Here is a 21,026-nt window from a genome sequence, read left to right as displayed (position 1 = left end):
TCAATATTCAGTAGTATAAGACAAACCACCAGCACCAATTTATAGGCATAAAAAAAGGCTTACTTTTCAGTAAACCTTTTTTCAGAATTGAGGTTAGTTTAAATTAACCAGTCCAAGAGTCACGTAATGCAACTGTGCGGTTAAATACCAGTTTAGCAGCACTTGAATCTTTATTATCTGCACAGAAGTAACCTTCTCGCTCAAATTGATACGCCACTTCAGCTTTAGCATCGATTAAACTATTTTCTACAAAACCTTGTTTAATCACTAATGAGTCAGGGTAAATAACAGTATGAATATCTTCAACTGCCGCAGGGTTCTCTACCGTAAATAAACGATCATAAATACGGAATTCAGCAGGATGGTTTGATGCCGCACTCACCCAGTGGATAACCCCTTTTGGCTTACGGCCATCTTCAGGATTTTTACCCAATGTTGTCGGATCATATGAACAAAGGATTTCAGTAATGTTACCTGCATCATCCTTAATAACCTCTTCCGCTTTGATCATGTAAGCATTACGTAAACGTACTTCTTTACCAAGTACTAAACGCTTATACTTTTTATTTGCTTCTTCACGGAAATCAGCAGCATCAATATATAACTCACGAGAAAATGGAACAACACGTGTGCCCATGCTTTCATCTTTAGGATGAGCAGGTGCATTTAATTGCTCTAACTTGCCTTCTTCATAGTTAGTAATAGTCACTTTGATTGGATCAAGTACTGCCATCGCACGTGCGCCGTTAGCTTCTAAGTCTTCACGAACACAAGCTTCTAATGAAGCAAATTCAACCGTATTTTCCTGCTTTGTTACACCAATACGTTTTGAAAATTCACGTAGTGAAGCAGCAGGATAACCACGACGACGCATACCTGAAATAGTCGGCATACGAGGATCATCCCAACCTGTTACAATATTTTCTTCAATTAATGCATTTAGCTTACGCTTAGACGTTAATGTGTACTGTAAATTTAAACGAGAGAACTCAATTTGACGTGGTTTACACTCAATACTGATATTCGCTAAAACCCAATCATATAATGGACGATGGTCTTCAAACTCTAACGTACATAAACTGTGTGTAATGCCTTCGATTGCATCCGAAATACAATGTGTAAAATCGTACATTGGGTAAATGCACCATTTATCACCCGTTTGATGATGATGTGCAAAGCGAATACGGTAAATAACCGGATCACGCATTTTCATGTTAGGCGAAGCCATATCGATTTTAGCACGTAGCATCATCGAGCCTTCTTCAAACTCACCTGCACGCATACGATTAAATAGATCTAAATTTTCTGCAATTGAACGGTCGCGGAATGGACTATCTTTACCTGCAGACGTTAATGTGCCTCGATATTCACGTGTTTGTTCAGCATTTAACTCACAAACATACGCTTTATTATTTTCAATTAACTCAATAGCATAATCAAAAAGCTGTTCAAAGTAGTTAGACGAATAACGTACATCACCTTGCCACTCAAAACCTAACCAAGTTACGTCTTTTTCAATAGCAGCAACATAGTCAGCATCTTCTTTAACCGGGTTTGTATCATCAAAACGTAGGTTACAGGCTGCATTGGGGTAATCACGTGCTAAACCAAAGTTTAAGCAGATAGATTTAGCATGGCCAATATGTAAATAACCATTCGGTTCAGGAGGAAAGCGTGTATGGATTGTCTGGTGTTTACCACTCTCAAGATCGTTTTCAATAATAGTGCGAATAAAATTACTTGGGCGTGTTTCCAGTTCAGACATTGTGACCTCTAAAATACATGATTCATAAAGGGGCAATCATCGTATATTCTAGCGCTAAGCTCAAGTGAAATAATAACAAATGGGAGGTATCGTAGGGATATAGGGTAATAATACCAACCAGAATAAATGGCGAGTCTATTTTGAAGGTTAAAATAGCTTACTTTTGTATTGTAAGTTTAATGAAAAGAGTACGTATTCACTATATTTACGTCTCAAATTAAGGCACTTTTCTTTCGTAAAACAGCCCACTTCCTCGTTGTAAATTTCGTAAAGGGAGCAGCCATTAAAGAATTAACCTCTTTTGGTTAATTCTCCGATAGAAGATTAACGAAGTTAATTTTCAATAGGCTCAATTTATGCCTTGAATTGAACTGCTTTTCCAGCGCAAAATTTAGATAACACATTTAATGTAATCGTCATAACAGGCTTAATACAATGAGTATTACTGGCTTAGAAGCAAAAAAGACACTCAATGAGTGCCTATTGAATAAACTAGTTAACTACTACTTTGAAAGCTTCATACGATTTGCAATACTTTCCGCTTGTGGTCCGATGATAACTTGAAGATTATTTTCTCCTAGTTTCACGACACCCATTGCCCCTAAGCTTTTTAGATCGGATTCTTTAATAGTACTGCGATCTTTTAGCGTGAGACGTAAACGAGTAATACAAGCATCAATAACTTCAATATTCTGCATTCCACCTAATGCCACCACATATGCATTGGCTAAACTATCACTATCGTCACGACTCTCAGCAACGACATTGATAGCTTCATCGTCAGCATCTTCACGTCCAGGAGTTTTAAGGTTAAGCCCTTTAATTAATGCTAAGAAAACAAAATAATAAATAGCAAAGAAAGCAACACCTTGTGCAAGCAACATATACCATTGTTTGGCTAATGGATTTTGCGAAGATAGTACCATATCAACTAAACCAGCAGAGAAACCAAAACCAGCTATCCATTCCATATTAGCGGCAATAAAGACTGATACGCCTGTTAAAATTGCGTGCACAACATAGAGCAATGGCGCAACAAACATAAATGAAAACTCTAACGGTTCCGTTACGCCTGTAAAAAACGAAGCTAAAGAAGCTGCTAACATGATAGAAGCGACTTTCTGCTTATGTTCTGCTCTTGCCGTTGTGTAAATAGCTAACGCCGCGCCAGGCAAGCCAAACATCATAATAGGAAAGAAACCTGCTTGATACATCCCAACAGTACCCATCGCCGTTTTACCTTCAGCAGCAAACTTAGTAATAGTGTCCTGACCCGCTAAAAAGTTCGGGATATCATTAATACCTGCCACATCAAACCAAAATACGGAGTTTAACGCATGGTGCAGACCAACTGGAATCAATAAACGGTTAAAGAAAGCGTAAATGCCTGCACCAATATCCCCCATACCAGCAATCGTTTCACCAAAGTGTTGTAGGCCAGAGAAAATAAGTGGCCAAATAGCCATTAAGACAAATGACACTGCAATCATCACTATAGAAACGACGATAGGCACTAAACGACGACCAGAAAAGAAAGCTAATGTGTTATGCAGCTCAACATCTGAAAATCGATTATATAATTCAGCAGAAATAATACCGACTAAAATCCCAACAAATTGGTTTTCAATTTTACCGAAAGAAGCATCCGCAGCAACACCGGTAATTTGTTCAACAGCGCCAGGAGATAATAAAGTAGTCACCACTAACCAACCCACTAATCCTGAAAGAGCCGCTGCACCGTCTTTATCTTTAGACAGTCCATAGGCAACACCAACAGCAAATAACAACGCCATATTATCGATGACCGCCGCGCCTGCTTTAATTAAAAAAGCAGCAAGCTGAGAGTCACCTCCCCAACCATTAGGGTCAATCCAATAACCAATCCCCATTAAAATGGCGGCAGCAGGTAAGACGGCTACTGGTACCATCAAGGCTCTACCTACTTTCTGCATATAACCTAAAATATTCATTGTCACTCTCCCTTGAGATGTAAACTTAATTCACATTGATTATTATCCATTTTAACTGGTTAAAGAAAGCCTCTAAATACAAAGACTTTAATAATCTAGCTAAATTATGACTCTAAAGTTTTTATCAAAGCCCGCAAACTCGATGAGCTTATTATGTGACACAGATCACTCAAGGTTCAACTTGAAAAAAACCAATACAAGCATTACCATTAAACTTAACTCACAAGAAGAATTAAGCTTAAATTTTAACTATTTGGAGAAAAAATGCGTTTAATTCCACTTAAAAATTTATCCGATGTTGGTCGTTGGTCCGCTCAATATATTGTGAACAAAATTAACAAATTCTCTCCAACAAAAGATCGTCCATTTATATTAGGCTTACCGACTGGTAGTTCTCCATTAGCAACTTATGAGCATTTGATTGCATTATATAAAGCAGAAAAAGTTAGCTTTAAGCATGTAGTGACTTTTAATATGGACGAATACGTCGGTATCGAACCTTCACATTCAGAAAGCTATTACAGCTTTATGCACAATAATTTTTTCAACCATGTAAATATACAACCACACAATATTAACTTATTAAATGGCTTAGCCGACGATTTAGAAGCAGAATGCCAACGCTACGAAGATAAAATAAAAAGCTACGGTAAAATTAATCTCTTTATGGGAGGTGTAGGGAGCGATGGTCATATTGCATTTAATGAACCCGGCTCATCATTAGCTTCTCGCACACGAATTAAAACACTAACGCAAGAAACTAGGATTGCTAACTCCCGATTTTTTGATAGCGATATCGATAAAGTGCCCAAGTTAGCGTTAACCATTGGCGTTGCTACGTTATTAGATGCAACGGAAGTATTAACACTTGTCACTGGTCGCCATAAAGCACTAGCGCTACAAGCCGCAGTTGAAGGCTGTGTTAATCATTTGTGGACGGTTAGCGCCTTACAATTACATCAAAAAGCAATTATTGTCTGCGATGCGGAATCAACCATGGAGCTTAAAGTTAAAACCCTTAAGTATTTTCAGGAATTAGAAGCTGAACATATTCATGGCTTATAGCTCAACCCCATTAAATGACTTAGAACATGCCTATTTCAGTGCTTACTAAATCATTGAACATATCAATTTGCTTTATTAAACGGAGCTATTTTCCATGTATGCACTCACTAATTGCGTGATCTACACAACTGAATCCATTCTTGTTGATCATGCAGTCATTGTTGAAGATGAAGTGATCAAAGCCATCATTCCTATCAATGAACTTCCTTCCGATACTCGTTGCATAGATTTAAATGGCGACAACTTAACACCAGGCTTTATCGACTTACAGCTCAATGGTTGCGGTGGCGTTATGTTTAATGGTGCGGAAACACAACAAACATTGTTAACAATGCAGGCTGCCAATTTAAAATCTGGTACAACTAGCTACCTTCCTACTTTTATCACAGACAGCGATGAAAGAATGAAAAAGGCTTTAGATGTAGTACGCGATTATATGCAAACAACAGATAATGAAGTCTTAGGTTTACATCTTGAAGGTCCTTATATTAACTTGGTAAAAAAAGGTATTCACCGAGCAGAGTTTATTCGAAAGCCCAACACTGAAATGATTGATCTTATCTGTGATAATGCAGACATCATTAGTCAAATAACTCTTGCTCCCGAAATGACGCCTGATAATGTGATTACTCAGTTAAGCAATGCAGGTATTGTGGTTTCTTTAGGTCATAGCAACGGTACTTACCAGCAAGCAACAAACGCAATCAAACATGGTGCTTCTTGTGCTACACATTTATTCAATGCTATGTCGTCAATCACAGGTCGAGAGCCTGGCATAGTAGGTGCCGTTTATGATAACAACATCTACGCAGGTATTATCGTTGATGGATTTCATGTTGATTATGTAAATGTGCGGCTGTCTAAAAAAATCATGGGAGATAAATTAATATTAGTAACCGATGCAACTGCACCTGCAGGGGCTGATATCGATTTATTCGGCAACCAATTCGATTTTGTTGGCACCACTGTTTATTATAAAGACGGTAAATGTTTTGGTGAAGATGGCACCTTGGGTGGATCCGCGGTCACGATGATTGAATCAATACAACAATGCGTTAAGTTTGTTGGTATACCATTAGATGAGGCTATTCGAATGGCTACGCTATACCCTGCTAAAGCGATTTCAGTCGAACATAAATTAGGTAGTATCCATTCAGGTAAAATAGCTAACCTAGCTATTTTCAATAATGATTACCAAGTCACTGCTACCGTGGTAAATGGCCTATATACCCGTCACCATTCAAGATGAAAAATCAGCAAGTCGTGTGATAAACAAATTATCGACATAAAGGTAAGGTTCTAACAGGTTAAATCGAGACGTTATAACGGCGAAAGTGGTTGGCTCACGGCTTGCCCTGCAGGTCGCCAACTCGAAAAATCAATACTGCGTTGTAACACTCTATAACAACTAGCCATTGGTTTCATTACGACAAGATTTACTTTAAAAAATAAATTAAGCTAGTTTTAAAAATGGTTTGGGCTTTACTTTGCGATCTGAGATCTTTAGTCATAATTTTTAACTTAATTTTAATTTTAATTCTCATTTTCATTAACCTCAACTCTGGCTAATGAAAGCGGAACTATATTTAAAATCAGAAGGTACTATTTTTTACTATGCAGTGCCGTTAGTTTTGCGTAGTTCAAGGCGAATTATTGAAGCAATAACGGGTTATTGAGAAATAATGTAACGCAGAGATCTGCAGAAATAGTGGTGTTGTATCGCTTTGCTTATCCAGAGCTGAAGTTAGTTAACTAAAAAATTCAATACTGGATATTAGAAAGACAAAAAGGAGCTGCCTAAGCAGCTCCGATTGATAACGTCAGTCATGGTTACTTTATGACTGTACAAACACTATTTTTCCATCTTCTACATCAGCTAGAATATTATTACCTACACTTAACTCTCCTGATAATATTTTCTGCGCTAATGCATTTTCTAGTAGTTGTTGTACCGCTCTTTTTAATGGACGAGCGCCATACATAGGGTCATAACCAGCTTCGACCAACAATTCTATTGAAGCATCGTTAAATGTAAGTAAATAACCTCTTTCTTTAAGACGTGCTTGCAATGCATGAAGTTGAATCGTCGCAATAGATTTAATGTGTTTTTCACTTAAAGGATGAAAAACTACCGTTTCATCAATACGATTCAAAAACTCAGGTTTAAATTGTTTTGCTAATATCCCTAATAATGTATTTTTAACGTCATCATAAGAAGCTCGAGGGAATGCTTCTTGAATAATTTCTGATCCAATGTTCGACGTCATAATAATAACGGTATTACGAAAATCAACAGTACGACCTTTACCATCAGTTAAACGACCATCATCTAATACCTGTAATAAAATATTAAAGACATCTGGATGTGCTTTCTCTATTTCATCTAATAAAATAACCGAATAAGGTTTGCGACGAACCGCCTCAGTTAAGTAACCACCCTCTTCATAGCCTACATAACCAGGAGGGGCACCGACTAAACGAGAAACCGCATGTTTTTCCATAAATTCAGACATATCGATACGTACCATATTATCGACACTATCAAATAGGAAATTGGCCAAGGCTTTACAAGACTCTGTTTTACCAACACCGGTAGGCCCTAAGAATAAGAACGAACCAATAGGACGATCAGGGTCGCTTAAGCCAGCACGACTACGACGAATCGCATTTGAGACGGCTTCAATCGCTTCATTTTGTCCAACCACTTGAGAATGTAAATATTTTTCCATTTTCAATAGTTTATCTCGCTCTCCCTCGAGCATTTTAGACACAGGGATACCTGTCCAATGAGCAAGAATATCGGCGATTTCATTTTCTGTTACTGAATGTTTTAACAGTGTCATTTCTTGCATTTCAACTTGAGATGCAAGGTCTAATTGTTTTTCTAAGTCTGGAATTCGACCATATTGCAATTCAGACATACGCGTTAAATCAGATGCGCGACTAGCGACTTCCAAATCTAAACGGGCTTGCTCTAAAGCTTGCTTAATATTTTGGGTACCAGATAACGCCGCTTTTTCGGTTTTCCAAATTTCATCTAACTCTTTGTACTCTGTACCTTTTGATTTTAGAGTTTGCTCTAAGTCATTTAAACGCTTGATGCTCGCTTCATCAGATGAGTTTTGTAGTGATTTTTGCTCCACGGTTAATTGGATAATTTTACGTCCAAGTTTGTCTAAGCTTTCAGGTTTAGAGTCTATTTGTAAACGAATACTAGATGCAGCCTCATCAATTAAGTCAATTGCTTTATCGGGTAACTGACGGTCTGAAATATAACGATGTGATAACGTGGCCGCGGCAACAATGGCAGGGTCTGTTATTTGCACTTTATGATGTAACTCATAACGCTCTTTCAGACCACGTAATATTGCAATAGTGTCTTCTACACTCGGTTCATCAACTATTACTTTTTGAAAACGACGCTCTAATGCCGCATCTTTTTCAATATATTGGCGGTACTCATCCAATGTAGTGGCACCAACACAATGTAATTCACCACGAGCAAGTGCAGGTTTAAGCATATTGCTCGCATCCATTGCACCATCGCCTTTACCGGCGCCAACCATCGTGTGTAATTCATCAATAAAGAGAATCACTTGTCCTTCTTCTTTATTGAGCTCTGCTAAAACAGCTTTTAAACGTTCTTCGAATTCACCTCTGTACTTAGCGCCCGCAATGAGAGAGCCCATATCTAAAGATAAAACACGTTTACCTTTTAAACCTTCTGGGACTTCACCATTAATAATACGTTGTGCCAATCCTTCTACAATGGCCGTTTTACCAACGCCTGGTTCACCAATAATAACGGGGTTATTTTTAGTACGACGTTGTAATACTTGTACAATACGGCGTACTTCATCATCTCGACCAATAACAGGATCGAGCTTACCTGCAGCAGCACGTTCCGTTAAATCTATAGTGTATTTTTCTAGTGCTTGTTCAGGACCGTCACCATTTACATCAGTAACTGTTTGTCCTTGACGAATTTTCTTTAAAGAGCTTTCAACTTTACTTTTAGTTAACCCAAGTTTATTTAATACTTGGCCTAATTCGCCTTTATCTTCACATACCGCGACTAAAAATATTTCCGATGAAATAAATTTATCTTTCGCTTTTTGTGCATATTTATCACAAAGATTAAAGGTATTACCAAGCTGACTAGAAACTTGAATCTCGCCACCTATACCAGATACTTTAGGCAGCCTATCTAAAATAGTTGATAGCTGTGAACGCAGTAGATTTATATTAATTTCAAGATCAGACAAGATACTACGCATTGCGCCACCATCTTGATTAAGCATGGCCAGCAATACATGTGTCGCCTCTATATATTGGTGATCTCGACCTAATGCAATAGATTGAGCATCGGACAAAGCTAATTGAAATTTACTAGTTAATTTATCTAAACGCATACTAATTTCTCCCGAAATGATTACACCTATATAGATGGGGGTTTAGCAATAAATATCAAGGTCACAAGAAGAATATATTGAATAAATTATGAACAATTAAAAGTATTAGTTCTTCCAAGCACGAAGCACTAACAAAGGATCTAATAAGAAGTATTATAGGAAATAATTAAAGAATCTAATAGAGCATCTAAAAAAGGGTAATGATATAAAGGAAATCATCAAAAGAAAGGTTCAATCATAAAATACTAATCACAACATATTTAATACCAGCTACTTAGTTCAACATTTTTGCTTCAACAAGATGTTAATCTAACCAAATAAAAGTAGCTAAGCGGCCTGTTTTTCCATCTCTTCGATAAGAATAAAATAACCCTGGTTCATTAAAAGTACATGATTCATTTTCGGTGATAGTGACACCTTTAAAATCAGCAAGTCTTAGTTTGGCTAATAAATGTAAATTTGCTAACCATTTCTCATTAGAAGCAACAAAAGCACTGCTCGCGTTAATATCATGAGCAATAAACTCTTCGCGTACTTCATTACCCACTTCAAAAGCTGTAGGACCGATACAAGGGCCTAACCAAACTAATAATTGTTCACTTTTAATCGCTAATTCATCACTGACTTTCTGAATGCTTTTTTCAATAATACCGTCACACAAACCACGCCAACCAGCATGAATAGCAATAACAAAACTACCTTTTTTATCAGTAACTAATACAGGTAAACAATCTGCTGTCATCACCACGCAGGTTCGTTGATTAGTATCAATCCAACTAGCATCAGCATCTAGCTTTTGAATAGAGGAAGCTGATAACTTAATCAAATCATGGCTATGAATTTGATTTAACCAGCAAAAATCAGGTGCATTAGTAAACTGGTTAGATAATAACAAACGATTTTGAAACACATGTTGAGGATTATCATTAACATGTGTTCCTAAATTTAACCCTTCAAACTCACCTTCACTAACACCTTCTAAGCGTGTCGTTGAATAAGCATGAACATGGGCAGGTGCTGCCCAATTAGGTTTAATTAATTGCATATAAACAGATTATAAGTCGAGTTCATTTTCATGCGAAATAGTATCAGCACGTAATGCGGCAGCTAGCACTTTAAAGTCTTCTGGTGGTTCCGCATGCCATTCCATCTCATCACCTGTGATTGGGTGATCCAAACGCAACATAGTTGCATGTAGTGCTTGGCGTCTAAAACCACGTAATACTTCACTTAATTCTGCTGAAGCACCTTTTGGTGGACGAGGACGACCACCGTATACAGGGTCACCTGCTAATACATGTCCAACAGACATCATATGTACACGAATTTGGTGAGTACGCCCTGTTTCTAAACGTAAACGTAAACGTGTGTGAGCTCGGTATTTTTCAGCAATTCGGTAATGTGTTATTGCATCTTTACCAGACGTTGGATTAACAGCCATTTTAGTACGGTGTACTTTATCACGACCAATAGGTGCATCAACTTTACCGCCGGCAGTAAAACAACCTGAAGCAATAGCATCATATTCACGTGTCATTTGACGTGCTTGTAAACTTGTCACTAAATGCGTTTGTGCTGGTACTGTTTTAGCCACCACCATCAAACCAGATGTTTCTTTATCTAATCGATGAACGATACCTGCACGCGGTACTTCTGCAATGCTTGGGTAATGGTATAACAAGGCATTTAATAATGTGCCACTTGCGTTACCAGCACCTGGGTGAACAACTAACCCAGCAGGTTTATTGATAACTAAAATATCATCGTCTTCATAAACGATGTTAATTTCAATTTTTTGTGCAACAAAAGTTACTTCATCTTCCAATACCGCATTTACTTCTAACATTTGGCCAGTAAATACTTTTTCACGCGGCGTTAAAGAAACTGTGCCATCAATTTGTACCAGGCCCGCTAAAATCCATTCTTTTATACGTGAACGAGAATAATCAGGGAACAATGCGGCAACCGCTTGGTCTAATCGAAATCCTAACTGTTCATCTGTAACTTCTGCAGTTAGGTTTATTGCTTGGCTCATAGTGCTCTCTTCTTTGTATTTTGTGCTATTGTAATTGATTTTTAAAAAGTATTTAGTCTGACAGTATTATCTTGTCACATTTTATCTTTTTTTACTTTTATTTCTTTCGACGATAGTCGATACTGTACTTTTTAATATTGGCCGACATTATAACACTTATGAATAAGATCCTTAGACTAATAACGACCAGTTTTTTCATCGCCATTGTCATTAGTGGCTGCTCATCTAAAAAAAATAGTAAACCAAAGGTTGCAGATAAGCCTCCCGTTGCATTATATCAAGACGCATCCTTAGCATTAGAGTCAGCTAATTTTGAAAAAGCATCTGAAATCCTTGAAGCACTAGATAGCCGCTATCCATTTGGTCCACACTCAGACCAAGTGCAATTAGACTTAATTTACACTTACTATAAACGTAATGAAATGGCCTTAGCATTAGCTAATATCGATAAGTTTATTCGTTTAAACCCAACACATAAAGATTTGGATTATGTCTATTATATACGTGGTTTAACTAACTTAACCGTTGATGATCAATTCTTCCAAAATTTATTTGGTATAGATCGTTTCAACCGCGATCAAAGCTATTCTCAAAGAGCCTTTAAAGACTTCAACCACGTTTTAAAATACTACCCACAAAGTGAATATGCAAAAGATGCGCATCAACGTATGATCTACCTTAAAGATCGTGTTGCGCGTTATGAAGTAGCTATTGCAGAGTGGTATATTAAACGCGAAGCTTATATTGCGGCGATTAACCGAAGTAAAATAGTCTTAAACAACTACTCTGATACTAAATCAGTACAAGACGCATTAGAAATAATGATTCAAGCATACGATGAACTAGGTTTAGAAACACCTAAAAAGAATGCATTATCAGTGCTGAAACTAAATTACCCAGACAGTAAAGTGGTTAGAAGAAGCGAATCATTTAGCATTTTTGACTGGTAATTATACAAAATAAAAATCAACAGCAATTTTTGCTATCAATGGGCAATAAAAAAGGAGAACTCAGTTCTCCTTTTTTATTGCCCATTTAAGCGAAAAATCAATTCATAAAAGATTAAACCGCTTCACCATCTTCTTCGCCTGTACGAATACGAATAACACGTTCAACAGAAGTAACGAAGATTTTACCATCGCCAATCTTACCTGTTTGTGCTGTCTTCATAATTGCTTCAATACAGCGATCTACATATTCTTTTTTTACTACTAGCTCAATTTTCACTTTTGGTAAGAAGTCGACCATATACTCTGCACCACGATATAACTCAGTATGCCCTTTCTGACGACCAAAGCCTTTTACTTCTGAGACTGTCATACCTGTGATATCAATATCCGCAAGTGCTTCACGTACATCGTCCATTTTAAATGGTTTAATGATTGCTTCTATTTTTTTCATAATAAACTCTTAATGTTGATTTCAAAGTAAAATGATCTCAATCTCGAAAAGATCTCAATAAATCACTCTGTGCCATGATCTTCAGGCTGAATATGATCTCTAATGTTACACTATTAACAAATCAATAAAAAACAAACTTTCATCGTTAATTTAACCTACTTCATTGTATCAATCATTATTATTAAAAGTTTGTCGTATGTATCACTGACAGATAACAATATAAATAAAATACTTGTTAGAAGCTCGATTCTCTCCCTTATTTACATATTACGTAAATAACCTCTGTTCTGGATAAGCAAAGCAATACAACACCGCTATTTCCGCAGATTTTTGAGTTAAATTATCTGTCAATAACCAATTATCTGTCAATAATTCGTCTTGAACTACGCAAAACTAACAGCACTGTATAGTCAAAAATAGTACTTTTGATTTTAAATATAATTCCACTTCATTAACCAGAATTAAGGTTAAATAACAATTAAAGGCGATATCCTTAAAGAATAAAAAGAAATAAAAGTGAGTACTTACTCAAGATTAATTTTATAGAGTACAAACAAAACTTCCCAGATATAAGTACTATAGCGCCTATTAATACTCATATAGGCCCAAAATTTTGGTTACATGTTATGTTTTTTATATTTGTAATAATTGGGCTTTATGTGGTGAGAATAAAAAAGGGTGTAAGATATTACCGATTACATTAAATATGTTATCTAAATTTTGCACTGGAAAAAAAGTTCAATTCAAGGCGTAAGTTGAGCCTTTCAAAGATTAACTAAAAGATATTAATTCTTTAATGCCTGTTCTCTTTACGAAATTTACAACGAGGAAGTGGGCTGTTTTAACAAATAAAATAGATAAGCTATTTATTGTGATTGCTATAATATCCTCAGAATAAATAAAGAAATATATACACGTTACCTTTCAATGTGCTTTGTTCAGTCGTTAGCTCGGACTCCAAATCAAGGCGCAACATAATGACAATGGCTAGGCCTATCGAAGGTTGCAACGTAGAGTTGGTTTTCAAGCTAACGACCCAGAGGGCAAGCGGTGAATTTTGCACTTTGAATGGTAACCGGTATAAATACCACAATTAAACACGCAATAAACAAAAAGACAGTCTTGATTAATTTTTACATTAAACAGGAGTGTCTTTTTTAAAGTTTATATTAGTTAATAACTAATATAAATTTCTCCAGCTTTGTGGCCCCGTTATATTGAGATCATCATCGTAACAAGTTTGTTTATTTGTACTAAGCGTAATACAAGTTAAACCGATTGCACTTTCAAATATAGTAATATCTTCTGTTGTACCATCTGCATTAGTGATCGTTTCCGTACTTGTTGTTACAGAAGCAACTGATGATATCCCTGTCGCGACACCATCAATAAACTGATTGGAACTATCGGTAGGTATTTCTTCAGACTCATCTTCTGCAGTTGATGGGTCATCCTCAACTTCTGTTCCGGTATTCCAAGTTTGACCGGTATACAAATTCAACTCCATATACCATCCTGTACCGCCAGCAACACATGGATCTGTACCTGGTATTAAAGTCACAAAGCTAACCTTAGTCCCTAAAATAGTGCTAGCGACGACTTGTTTCTCACCATAGTTTTCAGTATTACCATCTTCAGTATTGACTAAGTCAATATAGAAGCCACTAATCTCATTCCAATTAAGAGGGTGACTTGAAAGTAAACGATTGGTACTACTTTCCTTGATAATAGATTGCTTTTGTAAATTACTAAAACCAGATGAATTACGTGTAGCATTAATACTAGAAGTGCCCAGTTTGTCTTCAATTACATAAAAACTCTGAGTGGCTTGATCCGTCGTAGAAATATCATGTGACTCTACATACTTACCAGTTCCGAATGCAACTAACACACCGACACCATCAGGATGACGTACTACAGTTGGTCTTGTAGTAATCGATTGGGATCTATATTCAACGCCATTCAATGTTGGACTGATTGCAGTAAATAATGGAGCCCCGCCTATTTTTTTAATTCCCCAGTCATTAGGATCATCACTAGAGATATCAAATACCCACATATTTCCAAAAAGATCACCTGCGTAGATATAATCAGCAATACCATCACTATTATTATCGATCAATAACGGTTGAGCGAGCGCATTAGGTCTATCCAAACCTGTCGGGTCAGTTTGTGCGCCGACACTAAGCTTTTTAATTAAACTACCATCACTAAGATCCGCAATATAAATCGCACCATCATCATCAATTGAGTTATAACCATTTGCAAAAACAACACTAGCTCTATCGTTAGCAAGCGTTACAATTGTTGGCGCTGAAACACTATAACCTATACCTTCAAACCCAGTGGTGTCCGAAGTAATTTCCCATCTCATCATATCGGTAGTAGGAGTAGTCAAATCTGACACATCGATAGCATAAAGCCCTTTAGCACCCAAGCCTAAACGACCGACTAGTGTTGTTCTTGCTACTTCAATAGAGGTTCCATCAAGATTAATATCAACTAAGTCATTTTCATCAGAGTAAGCATTTAGCCCACCATCAACTGAATACTCATGAATATAAGCATTATCTACTATATTGCCTAAAGCTTCATAAACAGTACTTGGAATGTAGGCGACAACTTCTGTACCGTCATCGGCATCAACAATATGAACCATGCCATCGTTAGCTGCAAATGCAACCACCTCTTTGCCTACTGTATGCCCTTTAGATATCGATACATAATAAGGCGTTGAATTAATAATATCGCCTAAAAGACTCGTTCGTTCTCTAAAGCCATCACCAATAATCGAGGTTTCATTATCACGATCACCACGAATATAACTAACTGCATTTTGTATATAAGTCGCTTTCTCTGTGTCAGATCCAGATGTGCTACCTAATAAACCTACTAATTGACTCTCTGACAGAAGAGGTGAAGAGCTAAAATTACTTAATACAAACTCAAACACGCTACCGTCAGTACTACGAGTAAAAATAAAACGGTCGTCTGGATCCATCGCATCTAATTGTGTAGCTGCACTCCATGATTCTGTCGACGAATACTCACCATCAGAATTAACCGTATAAGCAGTAACATTCCCATTCCAACTTTCTTCTTCAAATGAAGATTTATAAGCAAGTGTACCGCTAGTTAATAAGTTAGAAGAATAAACGGGAGATGATCCGGTCAACAAGCCGTCATAAGCTAAGTCAAATGCGGCTGCTATTTGATCTTTTAATTCACCTGCATTAGTTACAGGGAAGTAGTTATCTGGATCGCCGTCCGCCCCACCATCATCAGCACCACTAGTATCCCATTCACTTTCTAAGTTAGGAGTTCCACTGTCATCTGAATCGACAAATCCTCCCCACTTAGCAGCATACCAAAGTGGTGATGGTAAAAAGTCTGCAGCTTTAGTGGCACTTGGGAAGAAATTACGAGTAGATGTTAACCCTAGCTTTACATTACTATTGCTTTCTTTTCTGTTTCTATAGTCGTAACTAACAGGGGTATCTAAGTGGTATTTTACATTAGCACCACCAACATCTTTAACTTCTAAATATGTATTATCATTTGTTGTTCCAGAAATAATATAACCAGCATGTTGATTAATACTACCTGCTGCAAAAGTAGAATCGACAGTAACTTCTACACCTTTAGCTGTAGAAGTACAATTGCCATCAACATCGTATACACAAAGATTATCTTTCACTTCATAAGTATATTTAGCAATCATATCCATATCATGATCGGCACCTTGTTCAACATCTTCAAAATTAATTCTAAAAATACCTCTGGTTGAAGAAATTGATTCAACATACCAATCGACAATAGTATTTGTTGGTTGAAAATCATCTTCGCCAGAGCTAATTCCATACCCAGAAACAGACTTGGCAAAGGGAACAATTTTGATTATATCGCCATCAACATCAACTTCAATTTCAGGCAAAGTGGAAGCCAACGCAACAACCATCGTTGTCACATTTTGGTCTTCATCTTTACTAAGATGAATATCATTTTTATGTCCATAATAAGCAACCGCAGCAGAACTATAACTGCCTTTTTTAGTTGGCTCAGCTGGCGCTAGGCCACGAACATAAGCAAGGCCTGTAATCTCTTTTGCCGATGGAATTCCATCGCTCTCTGTCCCAGATTGGCCAATAAAGAATTCGCCCGAGGTTTTACCTTCTGTAGTAGAAATAATCGATAGCAAATCACTTACACTAAAGCTTGGTAAGGTTGTGCCTGAATAACTTTCATCTTGATTTGTGCTTTGAGTAAATTGACTATATGCCCCTGGTAATTGATCAGAATCATAAGAAGGACTGATATCACTGATTAAAAGTACATTCGGATTAGCACAAGTACCACGAGTATCGTATGGGTCATCCCAAGCAGGAGCGGTTAACCCGATTTCTTCATCATAATCGCCAGTAGTGGCATAACTTGGACTTGCAGATCCAGCGCCTGAAAAGTAACGCATCGCTTCATATAACATTTCGCCAGCAGGATTACCCCAAGATGCACACTCTCCATCGCTAATTGCTCGATCAACTACCCAACCACAATTAGTTTCATAAGCTTTATCTGCATAGCCAAATCCATGAATTCTTAATTTATTAATTGTTGCAACAATCCCTTCACTTGTAGAGGTGAATTGTCCAGTATTACTATTGATTTCAGTTGAAAATTCGCTAATAGCTCTTCTTAACACACCACCAGATAGATTTTTATTGTAGCTACCCGTTAGCAAACCAAACAACATTTGGTCACTTTCTCCATAATCATGTAATAACCCCGTTGGCTTATAACTTCCATTAGGGTAAGACTCACAATTAGTCCCATCGATAAAACCATCGACACAAGCTTTAACTCTAACGACAAAATCGCTACCGCCATTATTAAGTACAGGGCGCCCTGTAGATGCCCAGCTCCAGACTCCCCAATCATCTTCTGAATAGCTGACATTTTGCCTTACACGTAAAATAGGATCTTCACCGAATCCAGTGTAAGTTACCGTACCAAAAAAATGCTGTTTGCCTGAATTAGGTATAGAGTAAGGAGTGTAATCTGCAATATCATATCCATCAACGGCTTCAGATTCATAAGCTTTGGCCCAACTATGCGCATCTTGAGGGATAAAAACACGCTCTAATACAGTTTCACTATCAGTGTCAATACTACGTGTTCCGCCATAAAGTACTTTGCGTAAAACATCCATACGCGTCATGGTGAGATAATTAAGAAAGTTACCACTCCACTCATTACTCGTTGTACACGTAGATGCCGTACGCTTGGGAACAAAAACACTATTTTCTTGCTCATAACAAAGTGCTGAGTCAAAATAACCTTCGTAGGCATAATTGGGGTTAAATTTAGTATCGATAACACCATCACCATCTAGATCTGAAGCATCATTATAAGCTTCATAAAAAAGAGTATGATCTCGTCCCATAGTCAACATCATCATTGGTGCTTCTGTGGTGCCGGTATAAAGCGGTTTAGTGGCTAAATCCAAATTACCTGCATAAACAGAGACAATTGAAAACAAGTAACTTGATGACAATATAAAACTATTTAATAATATTTTTTTCACAAGAATATCCTTATTCACTACCAACAATCAGAGGTATCTGCACCAGTGCTACCAGTATGTGTTATTGTTAATGTCCCACATTCATCATCACTCTGCACGCCAGTCGTTATCGGTGTTGCTGATAATGTATAAGATGATGAGCCTGCTACCGCAACACCAGTTAACGTATATAATTCGCTAAAGTCATCATTCTCTGTAAATGAAGTAATGACTCCACCCGATATTGCACCACTATAATTTAAGTTCATTGCATAGTAACTTTCCATTAATTGTGATGCTTCTAATAACGTTCTTATTGCTTCTTGCCTTCTTGTTTTTTCTAACACACCTTTATAACTAGGATAGGCAATGGAAGCTAAAATACCAACAATCGCAATAGCAATTAACAATTCAATTAACGTAAATCCCATACTTTTTATTTTATTAAATCGAAGCATATTTACATTACTCCAAGGTCACATAATAACTTTGTAAAAAAGCAACGGAATCGCCTTTACCTTTTGCTTTCACGGTAACACGATAATAACGCTTTGAAAGCGCTCCTGTACCTACCGCAAGTCCGCCAGTACCATCGTTCTCAATTAAATAAGAAGGTGTCACACTACCTTCCGATATAGTGCTACTTAACGTCGTTGCACTACTCCAATTGGCATCACTTCGCCACCAAGTTACGTCGGTATTAATATCATTAGCCAATGATAAAAGCGTTGATGGTTCTAAAAAATTTTCCGCAATAACACTATGTGCGGCAGCCAATGTTGACTCTGCGCTATTAAAACTTAAGGTTTGATCGTAATTAGCTGTGCTAACTTTTCTTAAGGCAATAACTTGTTGGCTAACTGCCACACCTAAAATAGAAATCACTAACACCATTAGTAAGGAAGTAATTAATGCAGCTCCATGTTCTGATTTTTTATTTATTTTTATCACATCACCCTCCTTGGTTGCCAATAAGCACGGTTTCCATGACAACAGATCTATAATTAGTATCGTTAGCAGCATCAATCGTTTTATTAAAAATAGTATAACTATTACTGTTCGTTAAACCATGAGCACTTACTTCCGTTGATAACAACAAACCTATCTTAACTCTATTTACATCTGCCCAATCAGTGACTTCAGAAGCAGTAAAGTAACGATAATCATCTTCAGTACCATACAGAACCTCTAAAAACTCAACACCTTCGTCTAAAACTTCAGCGTCGTCATCATTATCTTTACACATCAATTGGTCACTAGTGTTTACATACAATGTCACTTCATTATTTGTGCTTTCATCTAAATCCTCACCAATACAGGATACAATCCCTATCTCAGCTGCACCTAAAAATCTAACAACTAAAATATCTGAGTCTATTTTTTCATCATCAATATCAACGGAATTGGTCATTCCTTGCACTACTTGACCATAATCCCAAGTGCCTCCTACATTAGAGGTTCCCGCACTAAAGGTTGTTTCATTTTTTAAAGCAGTAATATCTCTAAAACCTGCTTGTTGTATATAAAGTCTCAATGTTTGTACAGCCATGCGGCCTTTTGTGACTAGCTCTTGAGAACTTCGAGCTGACTCATAAGAGCGCATATCACCCATCACAGAATAAAATAAACCAGCCAAAATAAACAAAGACACAATCATTGCGATCATTAATTCAACTAAGCTAAAGCCTTTATTTAATTTATTTACAGAACCCATACAGACATGCTCCCACATTGATATGAGTTTAATGCTGTTGTATCACAAGTCGCACTACCCACACCGGTTTTTGCTGCATCCCAAATTAACATTAAGTTGTAAAGGTTAACGTCCGAGGAATCAACTGCAATAGAAAAGCGAGGTGAAGGTAAGTTATTTTGTAGATGATCAAACCATTCAGCTAATTCTGCTGTGGCAAACTCACTTTCAGTACAAGTGCTCGTGGAACAGTTTTTATTAGAGGTAATATCATCCCCACTAGATAAATTACTATAAATAAAGCTATCAGCTAGGTCTGAATTAGAACGTATCCGTTGTGCTAGATCTAATAAAGCGGTATTAGCAGTTTGGGCAAAAAAGTTTTGCTGTACTAAGCTCATTGACTTCGCCTGCATTTTTGCATGGCCCAGTACTCCGATCGCGACAACAATTAACGCAACTAACACTTCAATAAGACTAAAGCCTTTATCTTTATTCATTATTAACAATCCCCTGCAGCGTTTTCATGACTAACACGCCCCATTCGGTTCAATTTTATTTCATAAACAACACTGTTGTCAGTATTACTGCATATTTGAAATGTATTAGCTGATGAGTGACCTGTAGGTGTAAATTTCACCTGATTTTCTGTACTTTTAATTAAACTAGTTTTAGAACTACTATTAATAATAATAGTGTCACCGTTATTCAAACCACCATTGCTGTCACTATCTTCATAAACCAACCAATCGGTTCCCCAACTTGTCGTCGTTAAACAACTAGTACCATTTGACGAGGAGCATAGATAAACATTAACGCGTTCACTTTGAGATTGTTGTTTAGCAGCATAAATTGAACTGATCAAGCTGTCACGCGTAGTACGTGCTTTGCTGGATTCTATAAGGCTAGTAAAAGAAGGGACAACGATGCTTAATAAGATAGCAGCAATGGCAATCGTAATGAGTATTTCAATTAATGTGAAGCCATGCTTGAATTTTGTGGGTTGAAAACAATTCATAACATCCTTTGTTATAGAGAGAGTATTCTGGATAATGCTGCTTAGATTACTCCTTATACAATGATTTTTATATAAAAAAAATATCGTATTATCTATTTAAAAACATC

At 37.0% G+C, this 21,026-nt stretch carries 15 protein-coding genes; 3 read left to right on the top strand and 12 right to left on the bottom strand.

What is annotated here, in order from left to right:
- Positions 1 to 103: 103 nt before the first annotated feature.
- Complete coding sequence (glnS, locus tag GQR59_RS01250) at positions 104 to 1,765, bottom strand: glutamine--tRNA ligase (protein ID WP_160060354.1); 1,662 nt, start codon at positions 1,763 to 1,765, stop codon at positions 104 to 106.
- A 503-nt stretch (positions 1,766 to 2,268) separates the two neighbouring features.
- A complete protein-coding gene (gene nagE, locus GQR59_RS01245) occupies positions 2,269 to 3,735 on the bottom strand; it encodes an N-acetylglucosamine-specific PTS transporter subunit IIBC (RefSeq protein WP_160060353.1) in 1,467 nt (488 codons plus the stop codon).
- A 264-nt stretch (positions 3,736 to 3,999) separates the two neighbouring features.
- Here nagE and nagB point away from each other — a divergent pair, with 264 nt between their 5' ends.
- Positions 4,000 to 4,800, top strand: coding sequence for a glucosamine-6-phosphate deaminase (nagB, locus tag GQR59_RS01240; protein ID WP_160060352.1), 801 nt, complete (start codon positions 4,000 to 4,002; stop codon positions 4,798 to 4,800).
- 94 nt (positions 4,801 to 4,894) lie between these two features.
- Positions 4,895 to 6,049 carry an N-acetylglucosamine-6-phosphate deacetylase gene (gene nagA / locus GQR59_RS01235; RefSeq protein ID WP_160060351.1) on the top strand — a complete coding sequence of 385 codons (1,155 nt, stop codon included), beginning with the start codon at positions 4,895 to 4,897 and terminating at the stop codon, positions 6,047 to 6,049.
- A 586-nt stretch (positions 6,050 to 6,635) separates the two neighbouring features.
- Here nagA and clpB read toward each other — a convergent pair.
- The 3 genes from clpB to rluD all read right to left on the bottom strand — a co-directional run bounded on the left by clpB (position 6,636) and on the right by rluD (position 11,247).
- Positions 6,636 to 9,212, bottom strand: coding sequence for an ATP-dependent chaperone ClpB (clpB, locus tag GQR59_RS01230; RefSeq protein WP_160060350.1), 2,577 nt, complete (start codon positions 9,210 to 9,212; stop codon positions 6,636 to 6,638).
- A gap of 304 nt (positions 9,213 to 9,516) precedes the next feature.
- Entirely contained in the window at positions 9,517 to 10,257 is a 741-nt protein-coding gene (gene pgeF, locus GQR59_RS01225; protein WP_160060349.1) for a peptidoglycan editing factor PgeF, read from the bottom strand.
- A 9-nt stretch (positions 10,258 to 10,266) separates the two neighbouring features.
- Complete coding sequence (gene rluD / locus GQR59_RS01220; protein ID WP_160060348.1) at positions 10,267 to 11,247, bottom strand: 23S rRNA pseudouridine(1911/1915/1917) synthase RluD; 981 nt, start codon at positions 11,245 to 11,247, stop codon at positions 10,267 to 10,269.
- Positions 11,248 to 11,405: 158 nt separating this feature from the next.
- Here rluD and GQR59_RS01215 point away from each other — a divergent pair, with 158 nt between their 5' ends.
- Positions 11,406 to 12,197 (top strand): outer membrane protein assembly factor BamD, encoded by a 792-nt coding sequence (locus tag GQR59_RS01215; RefSeq protein ID WP_160060347.1) that lies wholly within the window; start codon positions 11,406 to 11,408, stop codon positions 12,195 to 12,197.
- A gap of 112 nt (positions 12,198 to 12,309) precedes the next feature.
- Here GQR59_RS01215 and glnB read toward each other — a convergent pair whose 3' ends face one another.
- The 7 genes from glnB to GQR59_RS01180 all read right to left on the bottom strand — a co-directional run bounded on the left by glnB (position 12,310) and on the right by GQR59_RS01180 (position 20,919).
- On the bottom strand, positions 12,310 to 12,648 hold the full coding sequence (gene glnB, locus GQR59_RS01210; protein ID WP_025564863.1) for a nitrogen regulatory protein P-II: 339 nt from the start codon (positions 12,646 to 12,648) through the stop codon (positions 12,310 to 12,312).
- 1,180 nt (positions 12,649 to 13,828) lie between these two features.
- The gene (locus GQR59_RS01205) at positions 13,829 to 18,229 is read right to left on the bottom strand and encodes a pilus assembly protein (protein WP_160060346.1); all 4,401 of its coding nucleotides are present in this window, start codon (positions 18,227 to 18,229) and stop codon (positions 13,829 to 13,831) included.
- A 17-nt stretch (positions 18,230 to 18,246) separates the two neighbouring features.
- Positions 18,247 to 18,666, bottom strand: a complete 420-nt coding sequence (locus tag GQR59_RS01200; RefSeq protein ID WP_160060345.1) for a type IV pilin protein — start codon at positions 18,664 to 18,666, stop codon at positions 18,247 to 18,249.
- 7 nt (positions 18,667 to 18,673) lie between these two features.
- A complete protein-coding gene (locus tag GQR59_RS01195; protein WP_160060344.1) occupies positions 18,674 to 19,159 on the bottom strand; it encodes a pilus assembly PilX family protein in 486 nt (161 codons plus the stop codon).
- A 1-nt stretch (position 19,160) separates the two neighbouring features.
- Positions 19,161 to 19,922 (bottom strand): PilW family protein, encoded by a 762-nt coding sequence (locus tag GQR59_RS01190; protein ID WP_160060343.1) that lies wholly within the window; start codon positions 19,920 to 19,922, stop codon positions 19,161 to 19,163.
- Positions 19,910 to 20,401, bottom strand: coding sequence for a type IV pilus modification protein PilV (pilV, locus tag GQR59_RS01185; RefSeq protein WP_160060342.1), 492 nt, complete (start codon positions 20,399 to 20,401; stop codon positions 19,910 to 19,912). The genes GQR59_RS01190 and pilV overlap by 13 nt, the downstream gene beginning before the upstream one ends.
- A 2-nt stretch (positions 20,402 to 20,403) precedes the next feature.
- Positions 20,404 to 20,919, bottom strand: coding sequence for a GspH/FimT family protein (locus GQR59_RS01180; RefSeq protein WP_160062312.1), 516 nt, complete (start codon positions 20,917 to 20,919; stop codon positions 20,404 to 20,406).
- Positions 20,920 to 21,026 lie beyond the last annotated feature (107 nt).

Source organism: Psychromonas sp. L1A2 (assembly GCF_009828855.1).
GTDB lineage: Bacteria > Pseudomonadota > Gammaproteobacteria > Enterobacterales > Psychromonadaceae > Psychromonas.
The sequence above is the reverse complement of the archived record's forward strand: the minus strand, read 5'-3'. Positions and strand labels throughout refer to the sequence as shown.